Annotated in this window: 22 protein-coding genes; 14 read left to right on the top strand and 8 right to left on the bottom strand. The window is 63.5% G+C overall.

Going from position 1 to position 26,428, the window contains the following annotated elements; all coding sequences use genetic code 11:
- Positions 1–84: 84 nt before the first annotated feature.
- The 8 genes from ACU8HS_RS17345 (at position 85) to ACU8HS_RS17380 (ending at position 11,707) form a co-directional block, all read left to right on the top strand.
- On the top strand, positions 85–1,530 hold the full coding sequence (locus ACU8HS_RS17345; protein ID WP_112569627.1) for an MFS transporter: 1,446 nt from the start codon (positions 85–87) through the stop codon (positions 1,528–1,530).
- A gap of 269 nt (positions 1,531–1,799) precedes the next feature.
- Complete coding sequence (locus ACU8HS_RS17350; RefSeq protein ID WP_113497565.1) at positions 1,800–2,855, top strand: histidine kinase dimerization/phosphoacceptor domain -containing protein; 1,056 nt, start codon at positions 1,800–1,802, stop codon at positions 2,853–2,855.
- Between the two features lie 17 nt (positions 2,856–2,872).
- Positions 2,873–3,430 carry a DUF924 family protein gene (locus ACU8HS_RS17355; RefSeq protein WP_447015919.1) on the top strand — a complete coding sequence of 186 codons (558 nt, stop codon included), beginning with the start codon at positions 2,873–2,875 and terminating at the stop codon, positions 3,428–3,430.
- A 90-nt stretch (positions 3,431–3,520) separates the two neighbouring features.
- Complete coding sequence (locus tag ACU8HS_RS17360) at positions 3,521–6,103, top strand: mechanosensitive ion channel domain-containing protein (RefSeq protein WP_447014770.1); 2,583 nt, start codon at positions 3,521–3,523, stop codon at positions 6,101–6,103.
- Between the two features lie 100 nt (positions 6,104–6,203).
- A complete protein-coding gene (locus ACU8HS_RS17365) occupies positions 6,204–6,479 on the top strand; it encodes a hypothetical protein (protein WP_112703258.1) in 276 nt (91 codons plus the stop codon).
- Between the two features lie 200 nt (positions 6,480–6,679).
- The gene (locus ACU8HS_RS17370; protein WP_447014771.1) at positions 6,680–9,193 is read left to right on the top strand and encodes a GcvT family protein; all 2,514 of its coding nucleotides are present in this window, start codon (positions 6,680–6,682) and stop codon (positions 9,191–9,193) included.
- Positions 9,194–9,340: 147 nt separating this feature from the next.
- Positions 9,341–10,171, top strand: a complete 831-nt coding sequence (locus tag ACU8HS_RS17375) for a response regulator (protein ID WP_112569637.1) — start codon at positions 9,341–9,343, stop codon at positions 10,169–10,171.
- 204 nt (positions 10,172–10,375) lie between these two features.
- Entirely contained in the window at positions 10,376–11,707 is a 1,332-nt protein-coding gene (locus ACU8HS_RS17380; protein WP_112569639.1) for a diguanylate cyclase, read from the top strand.
- A gap of 158 nt (positions 11,708–11,865) precedes the next feature.
- Here the strand turns inward: ACU8HS_RS17380 and ACU8HS_RS17385 are convergent, their stop codons facing one another.
- The 5 genes from ACU8HS_RS17385 to ACU8HS_RS17405 all read right to left on the bottom strand — a co-directional run bounded on the left by ACU8HS_RS17385 (position 11,866) and on the right by ACU8HS_RS17405 (position 17,223).
- Positions 11,866–12,888, bottom strand: coding sequence for a GlxA family transcriptional regulator (locus ACU8HS_RS17385; protein ID WP_112703260.1), 1,023 nt, complete (start codon positions 12,886–12,888; stop codon positions 11,866–11,868).
- A gap of 301 nt (positions 12,889–13,189) precedes the next feature.
- Positions 13,190–13,393 (bottom strand): hypothetical protein, encoded by a 204-nt coding sequence (locus ACU8HS_RS17390; RefSeq protein WP_112569645.1) that lies wholly within the window; start codon positions 13,391–13,393, stop codon positions 13,190–13,192.
- A 116-nt stretch (positions 13,394–13,509) separates the two neighbouring features.
- The gene (locus tag ACU8HS_RS17395) at positions 13,510–13,677 is read right to left on the bottom strand and encodes a hypothetical protein (protein WP_447014772.1); all 168 of its coding nucleotides are present in this window, start codon (positions 13,675–13,677) and stop codon (positions 13,510–13,512) included.
- A 217-nt stretch (positions 13,678–13,894) separates the two neighbouring features.
- On the bottom strand, positions 13,895–15,799 hold the full coding sequence (locus tag ACU8HS_RS17400) for a potassium transporter Kup (RefSeq protein ID WP_112569647.1): 1,905 nt from the start codon (positions 15,797–15,799) through the stop codon (positions 13,895–13,897).
- Positions 15,800–15,918: 119 nt separating this feature from the next.
- A complete protein-coding gene (locus ACU8HS_RS17405; RefSeq protein WP_112569649.1) occupies positions 15,919–17,223 on the bottom strand; it encodes a hemolysin family protein in 1,305 nt (434 codons plus the stop codon).
- A gap of 244 nt (positions 17,224–17,467) precedes the next feature.
- Here ACU8HS_RS17405 and ACU8HS_RS17410 point away from each other — a divergent pair, with 244 nt between their 5' ends.
- From ACU8HS_RS17410 to ACU8HS_RS17425, 4 genes are all read left to right on the top strand, one after another.
- Positions 17,468–18,928 (top strand): DUF882 domain-containing protein, encoded by a 1,461-nt coding sequence (locus ACU8HS_RS17410; protein ID WP_447014773.1) that lies wholly within the window; start codon positions 17,468–17,470, stop codon positions 18,926–18,928.
- A gap of 64 nt (positions 18,929–18,992) precedes the next feature.
- Positions 18,993–19,934 carry a LysR family transcriptional regulator gene (locus tag ACU8HS_RS17415; RefSeq protein ID WP_447014774.1) on the top strand — a complete coding sequence of 314 codons (942 nt, stop codon included), beginning with the start codon at positions 18,993–18,995 and terminating at the stop codon, positions 19,932–19,934.
- Between the two features lie 98 nt (positions 19,935–20,032).
- Positions 20,033–20,725: a molybdate ABC transporter substrate-binding protein gene (locus ACU8HS_RS17420; protein WP_447014775.1), complete on the top strand. Its 693-nt coding sequence runs from the start codon at positions 20,033–20,035 to the stop codon at positions 20,723–20,725.
- 121 nt (positions 20,726–20,846) lie between these two features.
- Positions 20,847–21,002, top strand: coding sequence for an entericidin domain-containing protein (locus ACU8HS_RS17425; protein ID WP_112569658.1), 156 nt, complete (start codon positions 20,847–20,849; stop codon positions 21,000–21,002).
- A gap of 6 nt (positions 21,003–21,008) precedes the next feature.
- On the opposite strand, the gene ACU8HS_RS17430 is transcribed toward ACU8HS_RS17425, so the two are convergent.
- Positions 21,009–21,359 (bottom strand): hypothetical protein, encoded by a 351-nt coding sequence (locus tag ACU8HS_RS17430; protein ID WP_112703263.1) that lies wholly within the window; start codon positions 21,357–21,359, stop codon positions 21,009–21,011.
- Positions 21,360–21,392: 33 nt separating this feature from the next.
- Complete coding sequence (locus tag ACU8HS_RS17435) at positions 21,393–22,391, bottom strand: glycine betaine ABC transporter substrate-binding protein (protein ID WP_377311484.1); 999 nt, start codon at positions 22,389–22,391, stop codon at positions 21,393–21,395.
- Between ACU8HS_RS17435 and ACU8HS_RS17440 the strand changes: the two genes are divergently transcribed.
- Together ACU8HS_RS17440 and ACU8HS_RS17445 are read left to right on the top strand one after the other, a co-directional pair.
- Positions 22,366–22,650, top strand: a complete 285-nt coding sequence (locus tag ACU8HS_RS17440) for a hypothetical protein (protein WP_447014776.1) — start codon at positions 22,366–22,368, stop codon at positions 22,648–22,650. The two genes, ACU8HS_RS17435 and ACU8HS_RS17440, sit on opposite strands and share 26 nt — an antisense overlap.
- Positions 22,651–23,051: 401 nt before the next feature.
- Positions 23,052–24,509, top strand: coding sequence for a cobyric acid synthase (locus ACU8HS_RS17445; protein ID WP_112757238.1), 1,458 nt, complete (start codon positions 23,052–23,054; stop codon positions 24,507–24,509).
- On the opposite strand, the gene ACU8HS_RS17450 is transcribed toward ACU8HS_RS17445, so the two are convergent.
- Positions 24,506–26,296, bottom strand: coding sequence for a chloride channel protein (locus ACU8HS_RS17450; protein ID WP_112757430.1), 1,791 nt, complete (start codon positions 26,294–26,296; stop codon positions 24,506–24,508). The genes ACU8HS_RS17445 and ACU8HS_RS17450 overlap by 4 nt on opposite strands.
- Positions 26,297–26,428: the final 132 nt, after the last annotated feature.

Genomic DNA, 26,428 nt, shown 5'->3' on the forward strand with positions numbered 1-26,428 from the left:
TGCAGGTTGCTTATCCCTCCGCGCGGCTTGCCTGTCGGTCTTCCCGCCCTTTCCCGCGCACCCGAAATTCGCATTGGCAGATCGATGACGGCAGTTCAGACGAGTGAGAAGGCAGACGAGGCGGCAGGCGCCCGCCAGGCGAAGATCGTGGCACTCGTCGTTGCCGTTTCCTTCTTCATGCAGATCCTCGACGGTACGATCGTCACCACGTCGCTGCCGCAGATGGCGGCAAGTTTCGGCGTGCAGCCGGTCGCCATGAGCATCGGCATCACCGTCTACATGCTCACCATGTCGGCCTTCATTCCGCTTTCGGGCTGGCTTGGCGACCGGTTCGGGGCGCGGCGCGTCTTTCTCCTGTCCATCGCCGTGTTTACCGGCGCCTCGCTGTTTTGCGGCCTGTCGGGAAGCCTTGCCGAATTCGTCATCGCGCGCGCGGTGCAGGGTATCGGCAGCGCGCTGATGACGCCGGTCGGGCGCATCATCGTCTTGAAGAACGCCCGCAAGTCCGAACTGGTGCAGGCGATCGCGCTGATCACCTGGCCGGCGCTGACCGCACCCGTCGTCGGCCCCGTGCTCGGCAGCTTCATCACCACCTATGCCAGCTGGCACTGGAATTTCCTCATCAATATCCCGATCGGCATGATCGGCATCGCGCTGGTGCTGCGTTTCGTGCCGGAGCAGCGCGAGGAGCGCGTCGGGCCGCTCGACGTCAGGGGCTTTTTCCTGAGCGCGGCGGGCCTGACCTTCCTGCTTGCCGGGCTCGAACTGTCCGTCAAATGGCAGGGCGGTTTTCTGCCGCTCGTTGCGCTGCTTGCCGCCGGCATCGCGTTTTCGGTCATGGCGACGCGGCATTTCCTGCGGGTCGACAATCCGCTGCTCGATCTCTCCGCCTTCAAGGTGCAGACCTTCTCGATGACGACGCTTTCGGCGGGCACGGCCTGCCGGGTGGCGATCAATGCCACGCCCTTCCTGCTGCCGCTGCTCTTCCAGCTGGGATTCGGCCTGAGTTCGATTGCCGCCGGCACCTATCTGCTGGTCTATTTCCTCGGCAATCTCGGCATGAAAGTCGTGACGACGCCGCTGCTCAAGGTGTTCGGCTTCCGCAACGTGCTCTTCTTCAACGGCGTCATCGCTGCCGGCTCGATCGTCGCCTGCGGTTTCGTGACGCCGGAGACGCCTGAAATGCTGATATCGGCGCTGCTCCTGGTTGCCGGGCTTTCGCGCTCGATGGAATTCACGGCGCTGAACACGCTGTCCTTTGCCGATATCGGCCCGGCGCAGAGAAGTTCTGCCTCGACGCTGTCGAGCATGCTGCAGCAGATATCGATGCTGCTTGGCGTTGCCGTTGCCGCGGCCGTGCTCAACATCTCCTCCGGGCTCCGGGGAGCGGCCGATCCGGTGCTTGCCGATTTCCGCTGGGCCTTTTTCGTGGTCGGCATGATCGGCTTCCTGTCCTGCCTGCGCTTCCTGCAGCTTTCAGCCGATGCGGGTGCCGAAGTTTCCCACCACCGCCGCTTTCAAAAAAGCTGACCCGCCGCGGAACCATTTGCCCCAGCCGGCGTTAACGGCCTGGTTTTCAGTATGTGCCTGGCAATTTTCACGGGGCTTCCGGCCGCGGCCGGGCAGGGATCGACATTATCGATGGCATTTTCCTTCGATCCGCCTGGCATCAGGCGTCATATCATACCAAAGGCTATGGGCTGTTTACGTGCGCCGGCCGATGCAATACGACAGTCTCGTGCAGAAAGACTCGGCGGCCTCACAGCCGATATCGCTGCGGGAAAACGCCCGGAGGCAGAATGAGCGAGTCCAACGGCGATACGGGCGAACCGATCCGTATCCTCTATATCGACGACGACGAAGCGCTGGCTCTGCTGATGCAGAAGAATCTCGGCCGCCGCGGCTTTGCGCTCGAATGGGCAAGCGACGGCGAGAGCGGCCTTGCGCGGCTTGCCGAAGGCGGCATCGAGGCCATCGTTCTCGACCACTTCCTGAAGGCCGAAACCGGGCTCGATATCCTGCCGCGCATCACGGCGATGGCGGATCACCCGCCCGTCATCTATGCCACCGGTTCCGGCGATACGAGCATTGCGGTGGCGGCCCTGAAGGCGGGGGCGGACGATTATGTGCTGAAGGGCATTTCGCCCGATTATTTCGATCTTCTGGCCGCGGCCCTCGAACAGGGGCTGGAGCGGGCACGCTTCCGCCGCGATACGGCGCAGGCGCAGGAGGTGATCCGCCAGCAGCGCGACCATGCCGAAATGCTGCTGGCCGAAGTCAATCACCGCATCGCCAACAGCCTCGGCCTCGTCGGCGCGCTGATCCGCATGCAGTCGTCGATGACCAGGGACCAGGTGGCGATCGACGCACTGCAGGAAACGCAGATGCGCATCAACGCCATTGCCAGTGTCCACCGCCGCCTCTACACCAACCGGCAGGTCGGCACGGTGCAGGTGGACGAATATCTGAGCAGCCTGCTGACCGAGCTCGAAGCCTCGATGCGCGACGAGAAGCGGCCGCATCGCGTGGTGCTGACCGCCCATCCGGTCAATCTTTCGACCGACAAGGTTATCACGCTCGGCCTGATCGTCAGCGAACTCGTCACCAACGCCTTCAAATATGCCTATCCGGACGGCAGTCCGGGCGAGATCAACGTCATCGTCGAGCAGGACGGCGAGCTGCTGCGGGTTGTCGTGGAGGATGCCGGCGGCGGTTTCGACCCGTCGGGTCCGGCCAAGGGAACCGGTCTCGGCACGAAAATATTGAACGCCATGGCCGCCAGCCTGAAGGCCGAGCTTGCCTATGACCGGCAGCATGCCGGCACGAGGGCCATTCTCGTCTTTTCCGCCAACTGAGCTGCCGGGGAGGGATGATGAACACGGATATCGTCTGCACGCCCAGCGAAGTCCATGACTTCTGGTTCGTCCGCTGCAGCCGCAAGGACTGGTTCAGCTCGAATGCGGAACTGGATGCGGAAATCCGGACGCGGTTTGCCGCAACCCATCTTGCGCTTGCCCGCAACGTGTCCGGGGAATGGCGCGCGAGCCCCGAAAGCCGGCTTGCCGCGGTGATCGTGCTCGACCAGTTTGCGCGCAATATCTACCGCGCGACGCCGCTTGCCTTTGCGACCGACGGCCTGGCGCTGCGCGAGGCGAAGATGGCGCTTGCCGCCGGTGCCGATCAGGCCGTCGAGCCTATCCGGCGCACCTTCTTCTACATGCCGTTCGAACATGCGGAAGACCTTGCCGAGCAGGACCGGTCGGTGGCGCTCTTTACCGCGCTCGGCGACGAGGAGTTCCACGATTATGCGCTTCGCCACCGCCAGGTGATCGCCACATACGGGCGCTTTCCGCATCGCAACGCCATTATCGGGCGGGAGTCGAGCGAGGCCGAACGCGCCTATCTGGCGCTTCCCGGCGCCGGTTTCTGAGGCTGCGGCGAGATATTCCGCCTTTCTGTCGCCTTTCTTTCCTATAAGAAGCGGTCCATTACCTCTGAGACGAATCCACGCGGGGATCTCTTGCGCTTGACACATTGGCTCTTACGCACCGTTCTTCTGCTGTCGCTGGCTGTCGCCGGCCTGCATCTCGATGGGAGGAGCGCTTTCGCGCAGGCCCCGCAGCCGGCGGCCGAGCCCCAGACGCAGATGCAGACGCAGGCAGCTCCGGCCGCCGAGGCGCCGCTTGCCAACGGCGCGCTCGATCAGGCGCTGAAGGATATCGACAAGGCCAAGAACGAGCTCGCCTCGCTGCAGGACCGCGTCAAGCAGAATGCCGACAATGACGACGCGCTGGTCGAGCTTGCCGGCAAGGCGGACGAACTCGGCCGCGGCGTGATCGCCACGTCCGTCAGCCTGCGCCCGCGCTTCGACCAGATCAAGAATCGCCTGGCCGAGCTTGGCGAGCCGCCGAAGGACGGGCAGCCGCCGGAGGCGCAGATCGTCACCGACGAGCGCAACGCGCTGACATCGGAACGTTCGCAGATCAATGCGGTCACGGGCGACGCCGAGAACCTGTCGATCGCCATCACCAAGCTTTCCAACGAGATCACCACGACGCGGCGCCAGCTTTTTGCCGATACGCTGCTGCGGCGAACCGATATTTCCATCTCGGTTCTCGACGATGCGGGCAGCGCCTTCGTGCATGAGGTGGACCAGTTCTCGCAGGCGCTGTCGAGCTGGATCACCTTTGTGTGGAAGTTCAAGCGCTTTCCGCTGTTTGCGGCGATCTTCCTGTCGCTTGGAACGGCATTGATCCTGCTTTCCGGCAGCTACCGGGTCTTCGGCCAGTATCTGCGGCGCAACGAAAGCGTCGAGCAGCCGTCCTACATCAGCCGCCTTGCCTTCGCCTTCTGGTCGACGCTGATCCGGACCGCGGCGCTCGACGTGCTGCTCGTCACATCCTTCATCTTCCTCGACGGTTTCAACGTGCTGCGGCCGGACATTACGCCGGTCATTGCCGCGCTCTTCGGCTCGATCGGCCTCGTCTATTTCGTCGGCCGCTTCGTCAACGCCGTCTTTGCGCCGAACGATCCGCCGTGGCGCCTGGTGCGCCTGTCGAACCTCGGGGCGCGCTCGGTCGGCTACTGCCTGATCGCCATGGCCGTGGTCAACGCGCTCGACTATCTGTTCGGCACCGTCAGCGAGGCGATGGGATCGCCGCTTGTCGTGACCGTGGTGCGCAGCCTGTTTGCGGCGCTGATTATCGGCCTCATCCTGATTGCCGTTTCCTTCGGAAAGCCGATGCTGGCGAAGAACGGCGATCCGGATGCGCCGGGCCGCCACTGGCCGCGGGGCATGGGCATCCTGCTGCGCGTGTTCGGCGCCGGGCTGATCCTGATGGCGCTTTCCGGCTATGTCGGGCTTGCCCGCTTCATCGCCACGCAGCTCATCATCACCAGCGCCATCATCGTCACCACCTATATCGGCCTGCTGCTCGGCAAGGCGATCTCGCGGCAGGACAATTTCGGCGATACGTTGCTCGGCCGCTTCCTGGAAACCCGCTTCAAGCTCGGGCCGGTGGCGATCGATCAGGTGGGGCTGGTGGTCGGCCTGCTGATCTATGCGGTGGCGCTTTTGACCGGCATTCCGCTGATCCTGCTGCTCTGGGGCTTCCATGTGCAGGACCTGCAGCTGCTTGCCTATCGGCTGTTTACCGAAGTGCGGCTTGGCGGCATCAGCATTTCGCTCGTCGGCATCTTCACCGGCATCCTGCTTTTTGCCGGCGGTTATCTGGCGACCCGCTGGGTGCAGAAGTGGCTGGACAGCAATGTCATGGCGCGCAGCCATGTCGATCTCGGCGTGCGCAATTCGGTCAAGACCGGCATCGGCTATCTCGGCGTCGGCGTGGCGGCGATCTTCGGCGTTTCGGCGGCGGGCATCGACCTTTCCAACCTCGCGCTCGTCGCCTCGGCGCTATCGGTCGGTATCGGTTTCGGCCTGCAGAATATCGTCTCGAACTTCGTCTCGGGCCTCATCCTTTTGGTCGAGCGCCCCTTCAAGGTGGGCGACCATGTGGTTTCCGGCACGGCCGAAGGCATCGTCAAGCGCATCTCGGTGCGCGCCACCGAAATCGAGACCTTCCGCAAGCAGTCGATCATCGTGCCGAATTCGGAGCTTATCAACGGGCTCGTCGGCAACTGGACGCACCGCAACAAGCTCGGGCGTTCGGAAATCCCCGTTTCCGTGAGCTACGAGGCCGATCCGCGCAAGGTGATGGACATCCTGCTGGAGCTGGCGGCGGCCGTGCCGCTGATCCTGCGCAACCCGGAACCGCATGTCGAATTCCTGCGCTTCGGTCCCTATTCGCTCGATTTCGAGCTGCGCTTCTTCCTTGCCGACATGGGCGACGGGCTTGCTGTGCGCAACGATCTGAGGATCGAGATCCTCAGGCGCTTCAAGGCCGAAGGCATCGAGATCCCGCTGCCGCAGAGCGACCTGACCATCCACCGGCAGGCCAATGCGGAGGTGGAGAAGGTGCTTGTCGAAAAGCCGGCCAGGCCCGAGGCCGCCGAACCCGAAGCCGAAATCGACGAGGCGGAGGAAGAGGAACAGCCGGTCCGCCAGCTGCGCGGCAAGACGGCGGACGGCAAGCTCAAAGGCTGAACGGGGCATTCAGCGCTCGTTCACGGGTCTGCGCTATAAGCTGGAGCATCCGATCGCCGCCTTTGCGGCGACGAGCGCTCCAGGGGAGGGCGTGCAGCCTATGTCGCATGTCGTGGCACGATCCGCAGTCGCATTTCTTCTTCTCCTTTCCGCTGCCGCTCCGGCGCTTGCCGCCTCCGTCACCAACAAGGATGACGCGCCGGTGGTGCTGACCGTCACCGAAGGCGGCAACCGCGTGGAGGTCGTCGTGGATGCCGGCGCATCCGAGCGGATCTGCCCCTCCGGATGTTTCATGACGACGCCCGACGGCGACCGGATCGGGCTTTCCGGCGACGAGACGATCGAGATCGTCAAGGGCTCGGCCGTCGTCAAGTAACGGCGGTTCCGGCTGCGGCACCGCTCGTTTTGCGATTTTTCGAGGCTTGCGGCTTTTGACGCTTGTCTATTTGCGCCTCGTCGCGGCAAGCTTTTCCCATGTCGTAAACAGGCCTCTTGCGGCGCATGCCTCGCGGCATAGTTCGCGACATGGTTCGTCCGGGCCGGGCTCGGACATTCGGTTGAAGAGGGTATTTCTCCATGAAGTCACATGCGCGGGCAGTGGTCATCGGCGGCGGCGTGGTCGGCGTTTCGACGCTCTATCACCTTGCGAAGAAGGGGTGGGGCGACAGCGTGCTCATCGAGCGCAAGGAGCTGACGTCAGGCTCGACCTGGCACGCGGCGGGCCTGCTGCCGCTCTTCAACATGAGCTATTCGGTTGGCCAGATCCATAAATATTCCGTGCGCTTCTATCAGGAACTGCAGGAAGAGACCGGCATGAATGTCGGTTTCAGCCAGGTCTCCAATATCCGTCTCGCCCGCACCAAGGACCGCTGGGACGAATATATGTACTACGCCGGCATTGCCGAGACGATCGGCGTCAAGGTCAATATCCTGACCCCGGAGCAGGTGAAGGAAATCTGGCCGCTCTGCGAGACCGACGGGCTTCTCGGCGCCATCCAGCATCCCGATGACGGCTATATCCAGCCGGCCGATCTCACCCAGGCGCTTGCCAAGGGTGCGCGCGACCGGGGTGCTGCGATCTACCGCAACACGACCGTCACCGCCATCGAACAGCAGCCCGACGGGCTCTGGAAGGTGACGACGGACAAGGGCGAGATCACCGCCGAACACGTCATCTCCTGCACCGGCAACTTTGCCCGCAAGACCGGCGAGATGGTGGGCATCAACATTCCGGTCATCCCGGTCGAGCACCAGTATATCGTCACCGAGCCGCATCCCGACATTCTGGCGCGCAAGGCCAAGGGCCTGCCGGAAATGGGTGTCCTGCGCGAATCCGACAGCGCCTGGTACATGCGCGAGGAAAACGGCGGCCTGCTGCTCGGCCCCTACGAACACGGCGCGCCGGCCTGTTATGTCAACGGTCCGTCCGACGACAGCGAATACGAGCTGTTCCAGGAGGACCTGGAGCGGCTGATGCCGCATATCGAAACGGCGATCGCCCGCGTGCCGGCCTTCGGCGAAGTCGGCATCAAGAAGGTCTATAACGGCGCCATCGCCTATACGCCCGACGGCAACCCGATCGTCGGCCCCGCGCCGGGGCTGAAGAACTTCTGGCTGAACGAAGGCCATTCCTTCGGCATTACGGCTGCCGGCGGCGCCGGCTGGCAGCTGGCCGAATGGATCGTCGACGGCGAGCCGACCGTCGACATGATGGGTGTGGACCCGCGCCGCTTCGGCCCCTATGCCAAGGAAGGCTATCTCATCGCCAAGAACGAGGAGGCCTATGCCAACGTCTTCACCATGCATTATCCGGACGAGGAGCGCGCGGCTGCCCGTCCGCTGAAGACGACGCCGGTCTACGACCGGCTGAAGAAGCTCGGCGCCGTCTTCGGCTCCGTCTACGGCTGGGAACGCGCCAACTGGTTTGCGCCCGAAGGCTACGACCTGCCGAAGGACCAGATCGGCGTCGGCGCCGACGTGCTGACCAACCACAATCACTCGGCGCCGACCGAAGACGGCCGCATTCTGGAAAGATGGTCCTTCCGCCGCTCGAACTATTTCGAGCATGTCGGCAACGAGGTCCTGAACGTTCACAGACATGTCGGCGTGCTCGACATGTCGGCCTTCGCCAAGGCGCTGGTGACCGGCCCCGGCGCACGCGAATGGCTGGAATCGATCTTCGCCAATGCGATCCCGAAGAAGCGCGGGCGCATCGCGCTCTGCCACATGCTGACCAAGGAAGGCGGCGTGCGCGCAGAGTTCACCGTCTATGAAAGCGCCCCCGGCACCTTCTACCTCGTCTCGGCCGGCGCCTACGAGGCGCATGACCACGACTATATGCGCAAGCTCCTGCCGGCTGACGGCAGCGTCAAGTTCACGCCGATCACCCAGGCCTGGGGCGTGCTGGTGCTTGCCGGCCCGAAATCGCGCGACGTCTTGAAGAAGCTGACGCGCACCAGCCTCGACAACAAGGATTTCCCCTGGCTGTCCGGCAAGGAGATCTCGGTCGGCGCGGCGAGCGCCCATGCGCTGCGCGTCAATTTCGTCGGCGAGCTCGGCTGGGAACTGCATCACCCGATCGAGATGCAGAACTATATTTTCGACAAGCTGATGGAAGCCGGCGCCGAATTCGGCATCAAGCCTTTCGGCATCCGCGCCATGCTGTCCATGTCGGTGGAGAAATCCTACCGCCTGATCCCGCGCGAAATGTCGATCGAGTACAATGCCTATGAATCCGGCCTCGACCGCTTCATCAAGCCGGAGAAGCAGTTCCTCGGCCGCGACGGCCTGCTGGCCTACAAGGAGAAGGGCCTGAAGTGGAACTTCGCGACGCTCGTCGTCGAGACCGGCAACGATGTCGATGCGCGCGGTTCCGAGGCGATCTACAACGAGGCGGGCGAGCTTGTCGGGCGCGCCACCAACGGCACGTTCGGCTTCCGCATCAACCGGTCGCTCGCACTTGCCATGCTGCGGCCCGACTATGCCAAGGAAGGCACGAGGCTGAAGATCAAGATCCTCGGCACGACCTATAATGCCACCGTCGTTGGCGAGAGCCCGTTCGACGCCGAGAATGCGGCCCTTAGAAGCTGAATTATTAAGCATATGAAGAAGAAATGGGCGGCCGATGCTTCGGCCGCCTTTTTCATAGCTGGCTATGGCTCGCCGATTAACAATTACTCAAACGAATTCATGTAACCGTTCCGTTCGGGGACAGAATTTCCACTTTAAAGGTTTGCCATGGCGTTTCTAGGTATTTCGGGAATGCAATATTCCGGAGAAATGTTTGCCGGCGCGCGTATTATCCTCGCTGAAGATTCGAACGTCTTCACCTCGATGATCGGAAAGCGCCTGAAGGAGCTCTTCGATATCGAAGTCGAGATCTGCCGCACCTTTGAGGAACTGCAGCTCTCCTACGACAAATCTTCCGAGCCGATCACGCTCGCGATCTCCAACATCAACCTGCCGGGCGCCGAAAACGGCGAGGCGCTGGAATATCTGGTCGATCTGTCGATCCCGACGATCGTCTTCACCGGCACTTTCCAGGAAGGCATGCGCGACAAGCTGCTGGCCAAGGATATCGTCGACTATATCCTCAAGGACAATGTCTTTGCCGTCGACCTGCTGGCGGAATCGATCTGCCGCTTCCTGACCAACCACCGCCACCACGTGCTGATCGTCGACGACAGCGCCACTGCGCGCGCGCTGCTGTCGAGCCGCCTGAAGCGCTATAATTTCCGCGTCAGCACCGCCGAGAACGGCGCCAAGGCGCTGGAGATCCTCAAGGCCAACCGCGATATCGGCCTGATGGTGACCGACTACAACATGCCCGACATCGACGGCTTCGAGCTGACGCGCCGCATCCGCGCTTCGATCGGTTCGCACGAGCTGCGCATCATCGGCGTTTCCTCCTCTTCCAACCGCCTGCTGTCGGCACGGTTCCTGAAGGCCGGCGGCAACGATTTCATGCTGCGCCCGTTCATCGACGAGGAGTTCTACTGCCGCGTCAACCAGAACCTGGACACGCTCCTGCAGATCCAGTCCATGCGCAAGGTGCGCGCCGTTGCCTGACCCGGCCGCACAGATGAGCGACAGGAGTGCCGCCCGATGATCGGCCTGCACCGGGGCGGCGCAAGGGCGGCGCATATTTATGCAATCACAAGTGTTGCCGTCGCCATTTGTCCCCTTCACGGAAGATGGGCTCTCGGTTATCGTCCCGCGCGTTACGAGAAAGGGCGAGTCGAGCCCTTCGGGCGTGTGGGGGGATAGGCTGCTGTGACGTTCCAGGGGGAGTTTCAGCGAGATGTTTCGGGTCCTCGGTTCGGGGGCGTTCGCATACTGCTGGTTGAAGATTCCCGGATGTTCTCGGCCGTGCTGTGCCATCGGTTCCAGACCGAGCTCAACCTCAACGTCAAATGCTGCCCTTCGCTGAAGGCGCTGCGCGAGGAGCTTTCGCAGGAAGGCCATGACTACAGCATGGCCGTGGTCGATCTGAACCTGCCGGATTCGCCCTATGGCGAGGCGCTGGACTGCGCGATCGAACACCATATTCCGACCATCGTCTTTACCGCCACGTTCGATCTCAACACGCGCGCCCGCATCCTGGAGCGCAACGTCATCGACTATGTGCTGAAGGACAACGAATTCGCGCTCGACAATCTGGTCGCGACGGTGCGCCGGGCGCTCATGAACCGCAAGACGCGCGTGCTCGTGGTCGACGACGTCGCTTCGGCGCGCCAGGCGCTGGTGGATCTGCTCAAGGCCCAGCAATATCTGGTCGTTGAGGCGAGTTCCGGGCTCGAGGCGCTCGCGACGCTGGAAACCTATAGCGACATCGAACTCGTCGTCACCGACCACCACATGCCCGACATGAGCGGCTACGAGCTGACGCGGCGCATCCGCCACCGGTTCGGCTCGGACAAGATGCGGGTGATCGGCGTATCTTCCTCGAACGACCGCATGCTCTCGGCGAGTTTCCTGAAGGCCGGGGCCAGCGATTTCGTCTACCGGCCGTTCGTGGCCGAAGAGCTGCAGTGCCGCATCGCCAACAATGTCGAAACGCTGACGCAGATGAAGCAGCTGCGCGCGGCCGCCGCCTGCGATTACCTGACCGGCCTCTACAACAGGCGCTACTTCTACGACAACGGCCCGAAGCTGGTGAACGAGTGCCTGCGCCTGAAATTGCCAAGCTCGGTCGCCATTCTCGATATCGACCATTTCAAGCGGCTGAACGACACCTACGGCCACGAGATCGGCGACAGGGTGCTGAAGGCCGTCGCAGACAGGTTGCATGCGATTTTCGAAGGCAGCGACAATCTTCTCTCACGCCTTGGCGGGGAGGAATTCGCCATCCTCTTCCCGCAGATGGATTCGCTGGCCGCCACCAAGCTCTGCGACGAGATCCGTTCGGATATTTCCCGCCTCAGGGTGACGGCCGACGACGAGGACCTTGGCGTGACGGTATCGATCGGGGTCGCCGAGATCGCAGGCTACGAGACTTTCGAAAATCATCTGAATGCGGCCGACCAGTTTCTCTACATGGCCAAGCACAAGGGGCGCAACCTTGTCTATTCCGATGCCAGGATGACGGAAGAGGCGGCGCAGTAGAACCGCTGCCGTCTTGTCGTCATTGCCACGGTCGCCGGTGCCTGTCGCCGTGCCCGGGCTTGTCCCGAACATGAGGGAGGAGGGGGCGCCCTCGCAAACCAAAGAGATGCCCAGAAAAAAGGCGGCCGCGACGCCGCCTTTCATGTTCAGTTATTGTCTCAGGCCGCAACCGCCTGCTGGCGGGCCGTTGCCATGGTCATCTTGCGGTCGGCGCGCTCCTGCTGCGGGGAGCGCTGGTAGAGTTCGCGATAACACTTGGAGAAGTGCGAGGCGGAGACGAAGCCGCAGGCGACGGCGACTTCGACGACCGGCATGGAGGACTGCACCAGCAGATGGCGGGCGCGGTCGAGGCGGATTTCCAGATAGTAGCGGGCGGGGGACCGGCCCATTTCCTGGCGGAACAGGCGCTCGATCTGGCGGCGCGACAGGCCCGCACCTTCGGCGATCTCCAGCAGCGACAGCGGCTCGGCGAGATTGCCTTCCATCAGTTCGATGATCGACAGCACCTTGGCGTTCTGGACGCCGAGGCGGGCGCGCAGCGGCAGGCGCTGGCGGTCGTGCGGGTTGCGCACGCGGTCGGTCAGGTGCTGCTCGCAGATGCGGTTGACGAGGCTTTCGCCGAAATCCTCGCCGACGAGGTTCAGCATCATGTCGAGCGAGGCGGTGCCGCCGGCGCAGGTATAGAGATTGTTGTCGATCTCGTAGAGATCGGCATAGACCTCGGCCTGCGGGAAGGCCTCGGAGAAGCCCGGCAGGTTTTCCCAGTGGATGGCGCAGCGCTTGCCGTTCAGCAGACCCGCCTGGGCAAGCACATGCGCGCCCGTACAGAGCGACCCGACGGCCACGCCGCGATTGTAGGATTCGCGCAGCCAGGCGTTGACGGACTTGTTGTTGAAGGTTTCGACATCGATGCCGGAACAGACGAGCACCATGCCCGGACGGTTTTCACCGGCAAGATGGCGGCGCTCTTCGGCGAGCGAGGAATTGGCCTCCACGCCGATGCCGCAGGAGGAATAGACCTTTTCGCCGTCGACGGAACTCAGACGCCACGTATAGGCGGGATAACCGAGCATGCGGTTTGCGATGCGCAGCGTATCGACCGCCGCCGAAAAGGGCAGCATGGTGAATTGCGGCACCATGAAGAAGACTATGGAACGTTTCTTGAGCTGCATCTTGTTCATTGGAAAATCCATGCTCGAGGGCGACTGCATATTGGTCGCGTGGAATGCGTCGTTCCGATGTTCTAAAAGCGACACTGGCATGGATAAATGCGGCTAGGAAGAGCAAATCTGCGACATCGCCGGTGATCGGCGGCGTGAGCCGGGCAAGTAGTGCGGCTGCGGCGCGGCAGCGCCATGAAATCGGGCGGGAAAATGCGGGCTGCGGATATGAAGAAGGCGGTGCTGCTTGGGACAGGCACCGCCTTTAGCTTGGGAGGTATGTCGCATTCATTGCATGGTCTTGCATTCACGAGCCCTGTCGTTAGTGAGCCCTGTTCTTGCCGGTTTCATCGGCGCTCGGCCAGCCGATATCCTTGCGGATGTCGAAGGGCATGGATTCGATCTGGCGCTCCGTCTGCCAGCGGCGCCATGCGCGCACGAGCTTGTTGGCATAGGAACCGAGCGAAGAATATCTGCCAAAGGATGACAGGCTCTTGCCGCCATCTCTGAAGGTTATCGTGGTCATTGCCGTTTCCTTTCCTTTGGGGACACGGGTCTGCCGTATCCTTGAGATGAAATATGGGGCCGCGGCACTCATCATTCAAACGAATAGATTTTATGAGTACCATAAGCGGTTTTGAACTATCGCTGCTGCTCGTCGAGGGCGGGCAGGGCGCGGATATCGGCCGCGAGATGCGGCGGATAGTGCTTCATTTCCTGCCTGATCCGCTCGCGGGGCACCACCCGAAACAGGCGCGCGCGGAATGCGAAGAAAGCCTGGAGGATGTTGAAGCAAGCTGTTTGCGACATGATCGGCCTCCTTTTTCATCAGCCTCATCGTCACAAGCTAAAATATAGGTATCGGGATCGATTCAAACAAATGAAATGATCTGGCTTTTAAATTCAGATAAATTGAAAGCTGAAGGCGCGTGCGGAACCGCCGCGGCGGCTTGCCGCCGGCCCCGCTTCCGCCTGTCCGGGAGCATGGCGGCGAAGGGACGGGCGCGGACGATCCACGCCGGTCCCGTCAGATCACCATCTGCTCTCCAAGCTCGACCACGCGGTTGCTGGGGAGCTGGAAATAATCGGAAGGGTCGATGGCGAAGCCGGCCATGGCGATGAAGAGCCGGTCCTGCCAGGCCGGCAGGCCGGTATTCGGGTCGCCGACGAGCTTGCGCCTGCCGACATAGAAGGAGGTCGACATGATCTCGAAATCGAAGCCGGCCTTGCGGCAGAGCGGCAAGGCCCTGGAAACGTCCTGATCTTCCATGAAGCCGAACAGGAGCTGGATCTTGATGAACCGCTCCGAGAGCTTTTCGATCGTCACCCGCTCCGCCTCCGGCACATAGGGGCGAGGGGCGGTCTTGATGTTGAGGATCACGTTGCGGGCGTGCAGGACGCGGTTGTGTTTCAGGTTGTGCAGCAGCACGCCCGGCGCCATGTCGGTCAGGCTTGTCAGGAAGATCGCGGTTCCCGGCACCTGGACGGGCGAATGGTCCGACTTGCGTTCGATCGAGGCGATGAACGGCATCAGCGGTATTTCGCTGCGCGCCGCCTTCTCGCGCACCAGCAGCGTGCCTTTCTTCCAGGTCCACATCATGACCATCAGCGCGCCGGCGATGAGCACGGGGACATAACCGCCGTCGTGAACCTTCAGCAGGTTGGCGCCGAGGAAGACGCTTTCGAGCACGAAGAGCGGCAGCAGGACGGCGGCGGCCGACAGCATCGTCCAGCCCCAGACGACACGCAGGAACTGGAAGGAGAGGACCGTCGTCACGACCATCGCGCCCGTGACGGAAATGCCGTAGGCGGTGGCAAGCGCCTCGGACGAGCCGAAGGCGAAGATCAGGGCGAGCACGCCGAAGAGCAGCGCGATATTGACGGCCGGCACGTAGATCTGGCCGGTATTGGCGGCCGAGGTGAAGCAGATCTCCAGCCGCGGCAGGAAGCCGAGATGGATTGCCTGGCGCGCCAGCGAAAAGGCCCCGGTAATGACCGCCTGGCTGGCGATGATGGTGGCGGCGGTCGCGAGGATGACGACTGGCAGCAGCGCCCATTCCGGAAACATCAGGAAGAACGGATCGGAGACGGCCTGCGGATTGGCGAGCACCAGCCCGCCCTGGCCGAGATAGTTCAGCGCCAGCGACGGGAAGACCACGGCGAACCAGGCAGCCTGGATCGGCTTGCGGCCGAAATGGCCGAGATCGGCATAGAGCGCTTCCGCGCCCGTCACCGTCAGGAAGACGGCGCCGAGAACGACGAGACCGACAAGGCCCGCATGGGTGATGAAGTCGAAGGCGTAGAGCGGATTGAGCGCTGCGAAGATGGCGGGATCGTCGGCGAGATGGATGAGGCCGCCGAGCCCCATGACGACGAACCAGAGCAGGGTGATCGGGCCGAAAAGCTTCGAAACGGAAGCGGTGCCGACGGACTGCACCAGGAAGAGCAGCAGCATGATGGCGATGGCGACCGGCAGGATATAGGGCGTGAAGACCGGGGTCACGAGTTTCAGGCCCTCCAGCGCCGAGAGCACCGACAAGGCCGGCGTAATCATGGCGTCGCCGATGAAGAGGGCCGCGCCGATAATGCCCGCGAAGAAGAAGACCGTCGCATGCCGGCTGCTCTTCTTCATGAGCAGCGCCAGCAGCGAAAGGGTTCCGCCTTCGCCCTCGTTGTCGGCCCGCAGGAGAAACAGCACATATTTGAAGGTGACGATGATCGTCAGCGTCCAGATCATCAGCGAGATCAGGCCGATGACCTCGCTCGGCGTCACGCCGTCATGGGAAAAGGGCCGCAGCGCCTCGCGGAAGGCATAAAGCGGGCTCGTGCCGATATCGCCATAGACGACGCCGACGGCGCCGAGCAGAAGGGCCGCAAACTTCTGCTGGCCGTGATGGAACCGATCTGCATCCTGGGTCGTCGTGGCGGACATGGAGCTTCCCCTGATTGGCCGGATTAAGATATGGGGCCGGGCGATGAGAATGGCAGACCGAAATGCGCGCGCCGGGTGCGAAACTTACGCAGATTGCATTGGGACCGGCGACGCGCCGGTCATAGTTCCGCCCGCGCTTCGTCCCTGGCCAGGGCGCTGACGAGAACCTTGTCGACGCGCCGGCCGTCGAGGTCGATCACTTCGAATTTCCAGTCGTTCTTGACGAAGGTTTCCCCAAGTTCGGGCAGGTGCTTCAGTTCCTCCAGGACGAGGCCGGCGACGGTCTGATATTCGACGTCGTCGTCGAGCGGGAAGTTCATGAATTCCGAAAACTCGTCGATCGGCGTCCATCCGGAGACGAGGTAGGAGCCGTCGTCGCGCCGCTTGATCGCCGGCTCCTCGCCGGAGGCCGCATCGCCGAAAACGCCCATGATCGATTCCAGGATGTCGCCCGAGGTGATGACGCCCTCGAAGTGGCCGTATTCGTCGTAGACGAGAACCATATGCTGCGACGACCGCCGGATCGCTTCGATCACCGAGGAGGCGGGGGCGAGGTCCGAAATGATCGGGACGTCGCGCACCAGCGTCATGATGTCGACCGACCGGCTGGTGGCAAGCGCGTCGTAATAATCCTTGACGGCGAGAACGCCGAGAACCTCGTCGGAGCTGCCCTTGCGGGCCGGCAGCCGGGTCCGCGAGGTCGACTGGATGGCCTTGCGGATCTCCTCGGCGGAATCCTCGATATCGACCAGCTCGACATCGCGGCGCGGCGTCATCAGCGCGCGCGCCGTCCTGTCGGCAAGGCGCATGACGCCGGTGATCATGGCGGATTCGCCGCTTTCGATGACGCCGGCGCTCTGGGCCTCGGCGAGAACCGTCTTGATCTCCTCGTCGGTGACGCCGTCGGCGTTCTTTCCGGACTGGCCGAGCAGGGCGAGAACGAGCTTGCCCGAGCCGTCGAGCAGCCAGACGAGGGGAAGGGCGGCCTTGGACAGGTAGGTCATGGTCGGCGCGACCCTGGCGGCAACCGCTTCCGGCGCGCGAAGCGCCATCTGCTTGGGCACCAGTTCGCCGATGATGAGGGAGAGATAGGTGATCGCCACGACGACGGTGCCGACGCCGAGCCCGTCCGCCCAGGCATCGGGAAGGCCCTGCGCCAAAAGCCAGGAGGAGAATCGCGTGCCGAGCGTGGCGCCCGAGAAGGCGCCGGACAGCACGCCGACGAGGGTGATGCCGATCTGGACCGTCGACAGGAAACGGCCGGGGTCTTCAGCCAGCCGCAGGGCCAGTCGCGCTCCCCGGCTTCCCTGGTCCGACAGGACCTTGAGGCGGGCCGGGCGGGCGGAGACGATCGCAAGCTCCGACATTGCAAGGACGCCATTGAGAATGGTGAGAAGAACGACGATGGCTATTTCGGTATACAAACTCGGGCCTGTTCTGATGATAGTGATCCGTCGAAACTATTCGATCTCGCTCCGCTTTGCGAGGGTTCCGAGCGAAGATCATGGCGCCTGGAAGAGATAATTGTGGCCGAACTTGCCGCCGCCGGCGGGCCGGGCGCACCGCCCTGAAACGGCTCTCCACACAATCGGCGGCTCATAAACCCCCTCTTAAGGATCTGTTGACCATAATGAAGGCTTAACGCCGCCCGCCTGTGCGGTGCCTGTGATGTTTTCGTGTCTCGCACCAAGGACGAAGCCCGTGTTTCTTCACCACGCCATCGCCGCCATTCCGACGACCGCTTCCGCATGGCTGCTGTCGGTCGTTGCCCATCGCATGGCGATCGCGGCGGCCTTCGTTCTGGCACTCGTTGCGGGCGCGGGCGAGGCGGCGGCCGAGGACCGGGCGCTGAAGCTCTACTTCACGCATACGGGCGAGCGGGCGACGATCGTCTTCAAGCGCAACGGCAAGTTCGACCAGCGCGGCCTCAACCAGATCAACCGCTTCCTGCGCGACTGGCGGCGCAACGAACCGGCCAGGATGGACCCGCGCCTGCTCGATCTCGTCTGGGAGGTCTATCGCAAGAGCGGGGCGAAGGAAGCGATCCACGTCGTCTCGGCCTATCGCTCGCCGGCAACCAACAACATGCTGCGCAACCGCTCGCGCAATACCGGCGTTGCCAAGCGCAGCCAGCACATGCTCGGCAAGGCGATGGATTTCTATATTCCGGGCGTCAAGCTGGCGACGCTGCGCGCGCTTGCCATGCAGATGCAGGTCGGCGGCGTCGGTTATTACCCGACATCGGGTTCGCCCTTCGTGCATCTCGACGTCGGCAATGTGCGCGCCTGGCCGCGCATGTCGCGCCAGGAGCTGGCGCGGCTGTTCCCGGACGGACGCACGATCCACCTGCCGGCGGACGGACGGCCGCTGCCGGGCTACCAGCTGGCGCTTGCCGAACGCAAGAAGGGCATCCGTTCCGCCCCGATCGAAATCGCCGCAAGCGAGGATGAGGATGACGATGCGCCGGCAAGGCCGAAGGCAGCCGCGCCGGCCCTGCTGACGGCGCGCGCCGCAGCCCCCGCCGGGGCGCCCGATCCCGTCGTGACCGGAAGCCTTGTCACCGCCATGCTGCCGACGCCGCAGAAGCGGGCCGAGGCCGGGCTGGCGCCGCAGCTTGCCACGCCAGGAGACAAGGCGATTGCCGACCGGGCCTTTGCCGATCTTGCTTCGCTGACCGTCCCGCTGCCGACGCTGCGGCCGGCGGAGAGCGAGGCGGTGACGGGCGGGATGCCGGTTCCGTCCCTTGCCGCGCCGTCTGCCCCGCCGGCTTTCCCCGCGCCTCTGCTTTCATCCGTCGAGCCGGCGCCTGCCGATTTCACGCGCTTCGTCGTCGGCCGCAAGCCCGCCAATGCCTCGGGCATTGCCGACCGGCTGGCCCATCCCGCACCGACGGCCGAGCAGATCGCGGTATTGCCGGTCTCCGCCTCCGGGCACGTCTCGGGCGGCGTCGGCAAGATGTCGGCGCGGGCGCTGATCGCCTGGGCGGTGCGCTCTCCGCAAACGTCGGTCGAGCTGACCGCGCCCGCCATGATCGGCAGGCACTATCCGAAGGGCGCTCGCGGCAGCACGGTGGCGGCGGGTGCGAGCGGCGAAAGGTTCAATGCCGGGCGTTTCGGCCGGGAAGGTTGAGGGCAGGCCGCATGGCGCCACAGCGCCTGAAAGGCGGGGGCAGGTTGACTTTCAATCAAATAGAATGATAATCCCTTGTCATTCAGAAAAATTGAAAGATGTGACGATGACCATCCCGTTTCGCCGTCCCATTCCTCTGCTTGACAACGACGTGCTGCGCACGTTCGTCGCCATTGCGGAGACCGGTAATTTTTCGACAGCGGCCGAAGCCGTGTTCCGCACGCCCTCGGCCGTTTCCATGCAGATCAAGAAGCTCGAAGAGCAGCTTGGCGCGACGCTGTTTCGCCGCGACGCGCGCTCGGTGACGCTGACGCAGCATGGCGAAATGCTGCTGTCCTACGCGCGCAACATCCTGGCGCTCTCCAACGAGGCGGTATCGCGCTTCATCATGCCCGAACTCAGCGGCGTGGTGCGGCTCGGCGCGCCCGAGGATATCGGCGAGCGTCTGCTGCCGCAGATCCTCAAGAGCTTCGCGCAGATCTATCCCGGCATCATGGTCGACGTGACGATCGACATGAGCATCGGCCTGAAAAAGCGGATGGAGGAGCAGCGCCTCGATCTGGCGCTCATCAACTGCGCCACGCGGCCTTTCCCGACCAATGGCGAGGTCGTCTTTCGCGAGCGGCTCGTCTGGGCGGGCGCCAAATGCGGCTCGGCGCACCGGCGCGATCCGCTGCCGATCTCGATCTGGGAAGACGGCTGCATCTGGCGGCAGGAGGCGATCACCCAGCTCGAGCGCAACAAGCGGCCCTATCGCGTCGCCTATCTCAGCGCCCACACGATGGCGCAGCGCGCCGCCGTGGTCTCCGATCTCGCCATTGCGCCGCTGCCGCTCTCCTATGTCGGCGAGGACATGGCGATCCTCGGCATTCAGGAAGGGCTGCCGGAACTGGGGTCTTTCGACATCCAGCTTCTGACCGCATCGCAGATGACAGGGCCGATCGAGACGGTGGCCGACAGTATCCGCGCATCCTTCGCCGAAAGGGCGAAAGCGGCCGCGGCCTGACCGTATCCGAGCCTGTCTGAAAGGCGGTTCCCGGCGGGAACCGGCATGTTCGTCGCATCATACAGGTTTCGATACTGCCTTGGAGGGAAGGTCAGGTCATGGATCAGCACATCCGGCTTTTTGGCGCCATCGCGGTCCGGCCCGCGGTGCTTGCCGTTCTGCCCCGGTTCGAAGCGGCCACGGGGTTGAAGGTCGCGGTCCGGTGGGAGCTCAATCCGGCCGTCCGGCGGCAGATCGAAGCCGGCGAGCCGTTCGATCTCGTCATCACCAATCCGAACCACGTTGCGGATCTGACCGCGCTCGGAAAGGTGCGGGCGGGAAGCCAGGTCGCCTTCGGCCGCATTGCAATGGGCGTGGCGGCCAGAGCGGGCAGCCGGCCGCTCGACATCGGCTCCGTCACCGCGTTCAAACAGGCGCTGACGGGCGCCCGGTCGATCGCCTATGCCTTTGACGGAACCAGCGGCGGCTATTTTTCCGGCCTCCTGGAGCGCCTGGGGATGGAAGACGAGGTGAAGCCCAAGCTGGTGCCGACCGAGGGAGGGCAGACGGTGGCGGCCGTCGGCCGCGGGCAGGCCGAACTCGGCGTGGTTCCGATAACGTCCATCCTCGCCGCCGCTCCCGAAGTCATGCTCGTCGGCAGGTTTCCGGCGGAACTGCAGAGCTATATCGACTTTGCCATCGGCATCGGCGCCGATGCGGGCGATGCGGAGGCCGCCGGGCGGCTGTCGGCATTTCTGGCGTCGGCCGCCATCGACGAGGCGCTGGCTGCGAAGGGCTTCGAGCGCGGCTGAACGGCAAGCGCCGGTGGCCTGGAGGAAAGGCTTTCAGCCGGTGAACTTTTCGCTCACGAATGCGTTATCCCGCCCGGGCGGCATCCGCCGTTCGGGTTGATTTAAAAAAGGGATTTCACACATGACGACCACGGGTAAAATCGCATCCGCCTTGATGATCCTTCTTGCGCTGTCTTCCTGCGCCAACACGATCCGCGGCATGGGCAGGGACACAGCCAATGCCGTCAATGCAACGCAGGATGCCGGCCGTAGCGTCGATCGCGCAGCGAAGAGGTAATTGTTTTCAGATTTTTGATGCCGGATAGGCTTTTTCGAGACCGCCGGATCGGGTCAGCCCGGTCCGGAACGCCGCATAGGCGGGGTGCTGGCTGGAACGGGCCGCCTCCATGAGCCTGATCTGCAGCCGGGCGGGCGCGGCTTCACCGATCCACTTGCCAAGCGTTTCGAGCTTCAGCGAATTGAGAAGACGCGAGGAGGAGGCGAGATCGAGATGGCGATGCAGGCCGTCGAGCAGGTTGTCGTCCTGAGCCGGATTTTCCATCAGCAGCGACAGGTAGGATTTGTCGGTTTGCGAAAGCGCCGCGAGTTTTTCCGCGACGGTATCGCGATCGGGGAAGGGCACCGTGCCAGTCATAGCGAATCGTCCAGTCCTTGTTGTCGGGACGGTTTATAGACTGGCCTTGACCTTCTCGGCTACATCGGCCGGGACCCAGCGGCTCCAGAGTTCCTCGTAATTCTCCAGGAAATAGAGGGCCGCGTCCTCGTCGTCCTCGCCGTTTTCATCCTTCCAGGCCAGGACCTGGCTGATCGTTTCGTTGTCCCAGCTGCGGATCTTCAGGTAGTTCATGACCGGGCCGGCGCGGTCGGCAAAAGCCCTGGTCGTCAGCGTGAAGGCCTGCGACACCGGATAGGCGTTCACCTTGGGATCGGCGCAATGCGGCACCGAGGTGCAGGCGTCCCATTCGGCCTGATCGTGCGGCACGCCGAAGCCCAGCTGCTTCATGTCGTATTTGCCGAGAACCGATGTCGGCGACCAGTAATAGCCCAGCCAGCCGACCTTGTTGTCGAAGGCGCGGGCAATGGAATCGTCGAAATCGTCGGGGCTGCGGCTGTTCACCAGCGTAAAGCCCAGCTTGTCGGCGCCGAGGGCCCGGAAAAGGTTGCTGGTCGAGATCTGGCAGGCCCATTCTCCCGGGCAATTATAGACCGCGGCATGCGAGGGATCGTCGGTATCGGGAAAGAGTTCGGGATGTTTGAGCGCGTCCTGCACGGAACGGATATCCGGGTTGGCGTCGGCGATGAATTTCGGGATGTACCAGCCCTCGACCGCGCCGTCGGCCAGAATTTCGGCGCCCTTGACCAGCCGCCCGGCGCTGATGGCGGCATCGAGCTGCGGCTTGACGGCCTTCACCCAGAATTCCGAGGCGATATCGGGCGTGCCGCTGTCGTTCATGGAGGCGAAGGTGGGCAGCGTATCGCCGTCGACGATGGTGACGGAGCAGCCGTAGCCCTTTTCCAGGATGAATTTGTCGAAGCTCGCGGCAATGGCGGCGGAGCCCCAGCGCATCTCGGCAATCGAAACCTTGCCGCATCCGGCGGCCTGCGCCTCCGACATTCCGGCATACAGGCAGACGGCAAGAATGAACGACGTGAAAAATGTCTTCATTATACTTCCCCGGAATTTTCATGTGATCGAACGCGCATGCACCGGGCAATCAGCCGACAAATCTCTCCGCCGCTTCAGGGTGCCAACCGCCCGGCCGGGACTGGCTTTGCCGGGCTTTCCTGTCTGCGGCGCCGTTCGTCTCGCTTTCCGGCGGCTCGTCGCTGGCCATTTCTATCGATGGCTGATTGTGAGCAAACCTATTGATTTGCGAGAAGAAATCAACTCTCTTTTCCGTGTACGTCACGAACTAAATTATTGAATCCGAAGAATTTATACAGGCGCTCGGACGGAGGCGGCCGCATGTGCCGCCAGGCGAAATTCCCCCTGCGCGGCGCCGGCCGAAAGCGGTTCCAGCAGCAGAAAATTCGAAAAAGTTCAAAAAAGGTCGAAATTCGCCTCCGGGCGGGCGTTCACTAACCATCCGGTAAGAATGTGCCGTTATCTGTTGATGCGCGGCGGGGGACAACCGCTGCTTTTCCGGATCAGGTATTGCGTCCCGGAAAAAGCGAGCTTCATTGCGTATTGGTGAAGGCGCCAGCGTTTTTCGGCAAACCGCGTAGGGCCATGGCCCGATCGCGGTTTTCGCATTTCAGGCCCTCTGTTGACCTGGGATCGGCCCGCATTGTAGGCCTGCCGGAAATGCTTCACGGACAGGGGCCAATGACCAGAGCCATCATGCTGCAGGGAACCGGCTCGGATGTCGGCAAGACGGTGCTGGTGGCGGGGCTTTGCCGGCTGGCGGCCAATCGCGGCCTGAAGGTCAGGCCCTTCAAGCCGCAGAACATGTCGAACAATGCGGCCGTTTCCGACGACGGCGGGGAGATCGGCCGGGCGCAATGGCTGCAGTCGCTCGCGGCCCGCACGCCGTCTTCCGTGCACATGAACCCGGTGCTGCTCAAGCCGCAATCCGAAAACGGCAGCCAGATCGTCGTGCAGGGCAAGGTGTTCGGGCAGGCGAGGGCGCGCGACTACCAGCGGCTGAAGCCGCAGCTCGTCGCTTCCGTGCTGGAAAGCTACGGCAAGGTCTGCGAAGGGGCCGAGCTCGTCATCGTCGAGGGGGCGGGTTCGCCGGCCGAAATCAATCTGCGGGCCGGCGATATCGCCAATATGGGCTTTGCGACGCGCGCAAACGTGCCCGTCGTGCTTGTCGGCGATATCGACCGCGGCGGCGTGATCGCCTCGCTCGTCGGCACCCATGCGATCCTTCCGGAAGAGGATCGCCGGATGATTTCGGGCTATATCATCAACAAGTTCCGCGGCGATGTGAGCCTGTTCGACGACGGGATCGCCTCGATCGGGCAATTCACCGGCTGGCCCTGTTTCGGCGTCGTGCCCTGGCTGACGGCGGCCGGCAGGCTGCCGGCGGAGGATTCCGTCGTGCTGGAGCGGCTGGCAAGGGGACGCGCCGGAGCGCTGAAGATTGCCGTGCCGGTGCTGCCGCGCATTGCCAATTTCGACGATCTCGACCCGCTGCGCGCCGAGCCCGATCTCGAACTCGTCTTCGTGCGGTCGGGCGAGCGGCTGCCTGCCGATGCGGGGCTCGTCATCCTGCCGGGCTCGAAATCGACCATCGCCGATCTGGCCGATCTCAGGGCGCAGGGATGGGACCGCGAGATCGGCGCCCATGTCCGGCGCGGCGGAAGGGTGATCGGCATCTGCGGCGGCTACCAGATGCTGGGCCGGCGGGTGCGCGATCCGCTCGGCATCGAGGGAGCGGCGAGCGAGATCGAGGGACTTGGGCTGCTCGATGTCGAAACGGACATGGCGCCGGAAAAGACGGTGCGCAACAGCCGCGCGCATTCGGCCGAATATGACGTGCCGCTGTCGGGCTATCAGATCCATCTCGGCGTAACGTCCGGGGCCGATTGCGAGCGGCCGGCGGCCATCGTCGACGACGAGCCGGATGGCGCGGTTTCGGCGGACGGGCGCATCATGGGCACCTATCTGCACGGGCTGTTCGGCTCCGATGCCTACCGGGCGCGGCTGCTGGCAAGCTTCGGGCTTTCGGGCGAGCGGACCAATTATCGCGAAAGCGTCGACCGGGCGCTGGACGAGGTTGCCGCCGAACTGGAGCGACATCTCGACGCCGGTTTTCTTTCGGATCTCGTTGGCAGCTAGATCTCGCCCGAGACCTCGCGGCGGCGGCGGTCGAGCTCTTCGCTGTAGCGGCGCAGCGTATGGCTTTCGCTGAGCTGGCCGATCACCTTGCGCTCGATGAGGTTGTTGACGACGGCGAGCGCTTCGCTTTCCGTCTTGTCGAAGATCGCGGCGGCCTGTTTGGCGTTCATCTGCGGCTGCAGGAAATCGTTCCTGTAGCGGATGAAATCGGCAAGCTTCTGGCCCTCGTCCTGCGTGCTCGTCGGATTGGCGTAAACCTCCGGAACCAGCACGAGGCCGGCATATTTGTCGTGGTCGTCGACGAGGATGACGCGCTGCGTCGAGCCGATCGGGAAGGCCTGCCTGAACTCGTCGAGGGTGAGGCTGTTTTTCGCTTTCTTCACGTCCGAGCGCATCAGCCTGTCGACGGTGAGGTTGCGGATCCAGCCGACGTCGTGGGCGCTGCGGATGCTTTCGCCGCGCAGATGGAAGCGCCACGTGGCGAAGGAATAGCCGAAGGTGGTGCGCACCACGAGCGAGGAGGTGATGACGGCGGCGAGCACCAGGGCGGTGATCGGAAAGTCGCCGGTGATTTCCAGCGCCAGGAAGGTCATGGTCAGCGGCCCGCCGATGACGGCAACGGCAAGCGAACTCATGCCGACCACGGCATAGATGACGGGCGTCAGCGTCGCATCGGCGAAATAGGGGGCGCAATAGGCAAAGAGCTTGCCGAGCAGCGCGCCCATGAAGAGCGAGGCGAAGAACAGGCCGCCCCTGAAGCCGGAGCCGATGGAGACGGCGGAGGCCACCGATTTCAGCAGGAAGAGGCCGATGAGGGCCGGGATCGTCACCTCATGGGCAAGGTTGAGGTGCAGCGCCCCGTGGCCGGCGGCAAGCACCTGCGGCGAGACCAGCGCCAGCAGGCCGACGATGATGCCGCCGAGCGCCGGGCGGAAGGGCAGCGCGATGGAACTCTTGCGCGCCAGTTCCTCGACGAAGGAGACGCCCTGCATGATGAGAATGCCGATGCCGGCGCAGAAGGCGCCAAGCGCGATGGCCGGCACGTAATCGGCCGGCTGGACGGCGCCGAAGCTGCCGACATCGATGACGAAATCGCTGCCGGCCAGCAGCCGCGCGACCAGCGTGGCGACGAGGGCCGCGACAACGACGGGTGTCAGCGAGACGATCGTGTAGGTGCCGACGATCAGCTCGAAGGCGTAGAAGGCGCCCGTCAGCGGCGCGTTGAAGGCGGCGGCGATGGCGCCGGCCGCGCCGCAGCCGACGAGAACGCGCAGATCGGCGCGGCGCAGCTGCAGCTTCAGGCCGAATTTCGAGGCGATGCCGGCGGCAAGCTGCGTATAGCCGGCCTCCAGCCCCACGGACGCGCCGAAGCCGTTGGACACGAGATTCTGGACGGCGACGAGGATGCTGTCGGTCAGCGACAGGCGGCCGCCATGCAGCGCGTTGGCCTCGACCGGATCGACCATCGGTTTCTTGCGCCATCTGGCGAGGATGAAGATCAGCAGGCCGAGCAGGGCGCCGCCGGCAATCGGGGCGGTCATCAGCAGGAACTTGCTGTCGATCTGCGAGGCGCTGAGCCTTGCCGTCCCGTCAATGCCGAAGATCAGCCTGTGCATCTGTTCCGAGACATAGCTCATGGCCGTGACCGCAAGCCCCGAGGCGATGCCGACGAGCGCGCCGGCAAAGACCATGCCCATTTCGCTGTGGCGCACGAGCGCCCGCAGGCGTCCCAAATCGAAAATGGTGGTGAGGGGCCGGAAACGGCGGATATCCATTCGGGAGAGCATCATGGGAAAACTAGGCGGCATGAGTGGGGGTCAAGGGCGGAGCCGGCATCCGCATGAGCGGCAATTGCGGCAAAATACCGGCTGGGCGGTAAAGTTTTTATGACGTAAGTTTTTGAATAAACTCGATAATCT

The sequence above is a fragment of the Rhizobium sp. KDH_Rht_773_N genome, from assembly GCF_052946295.1.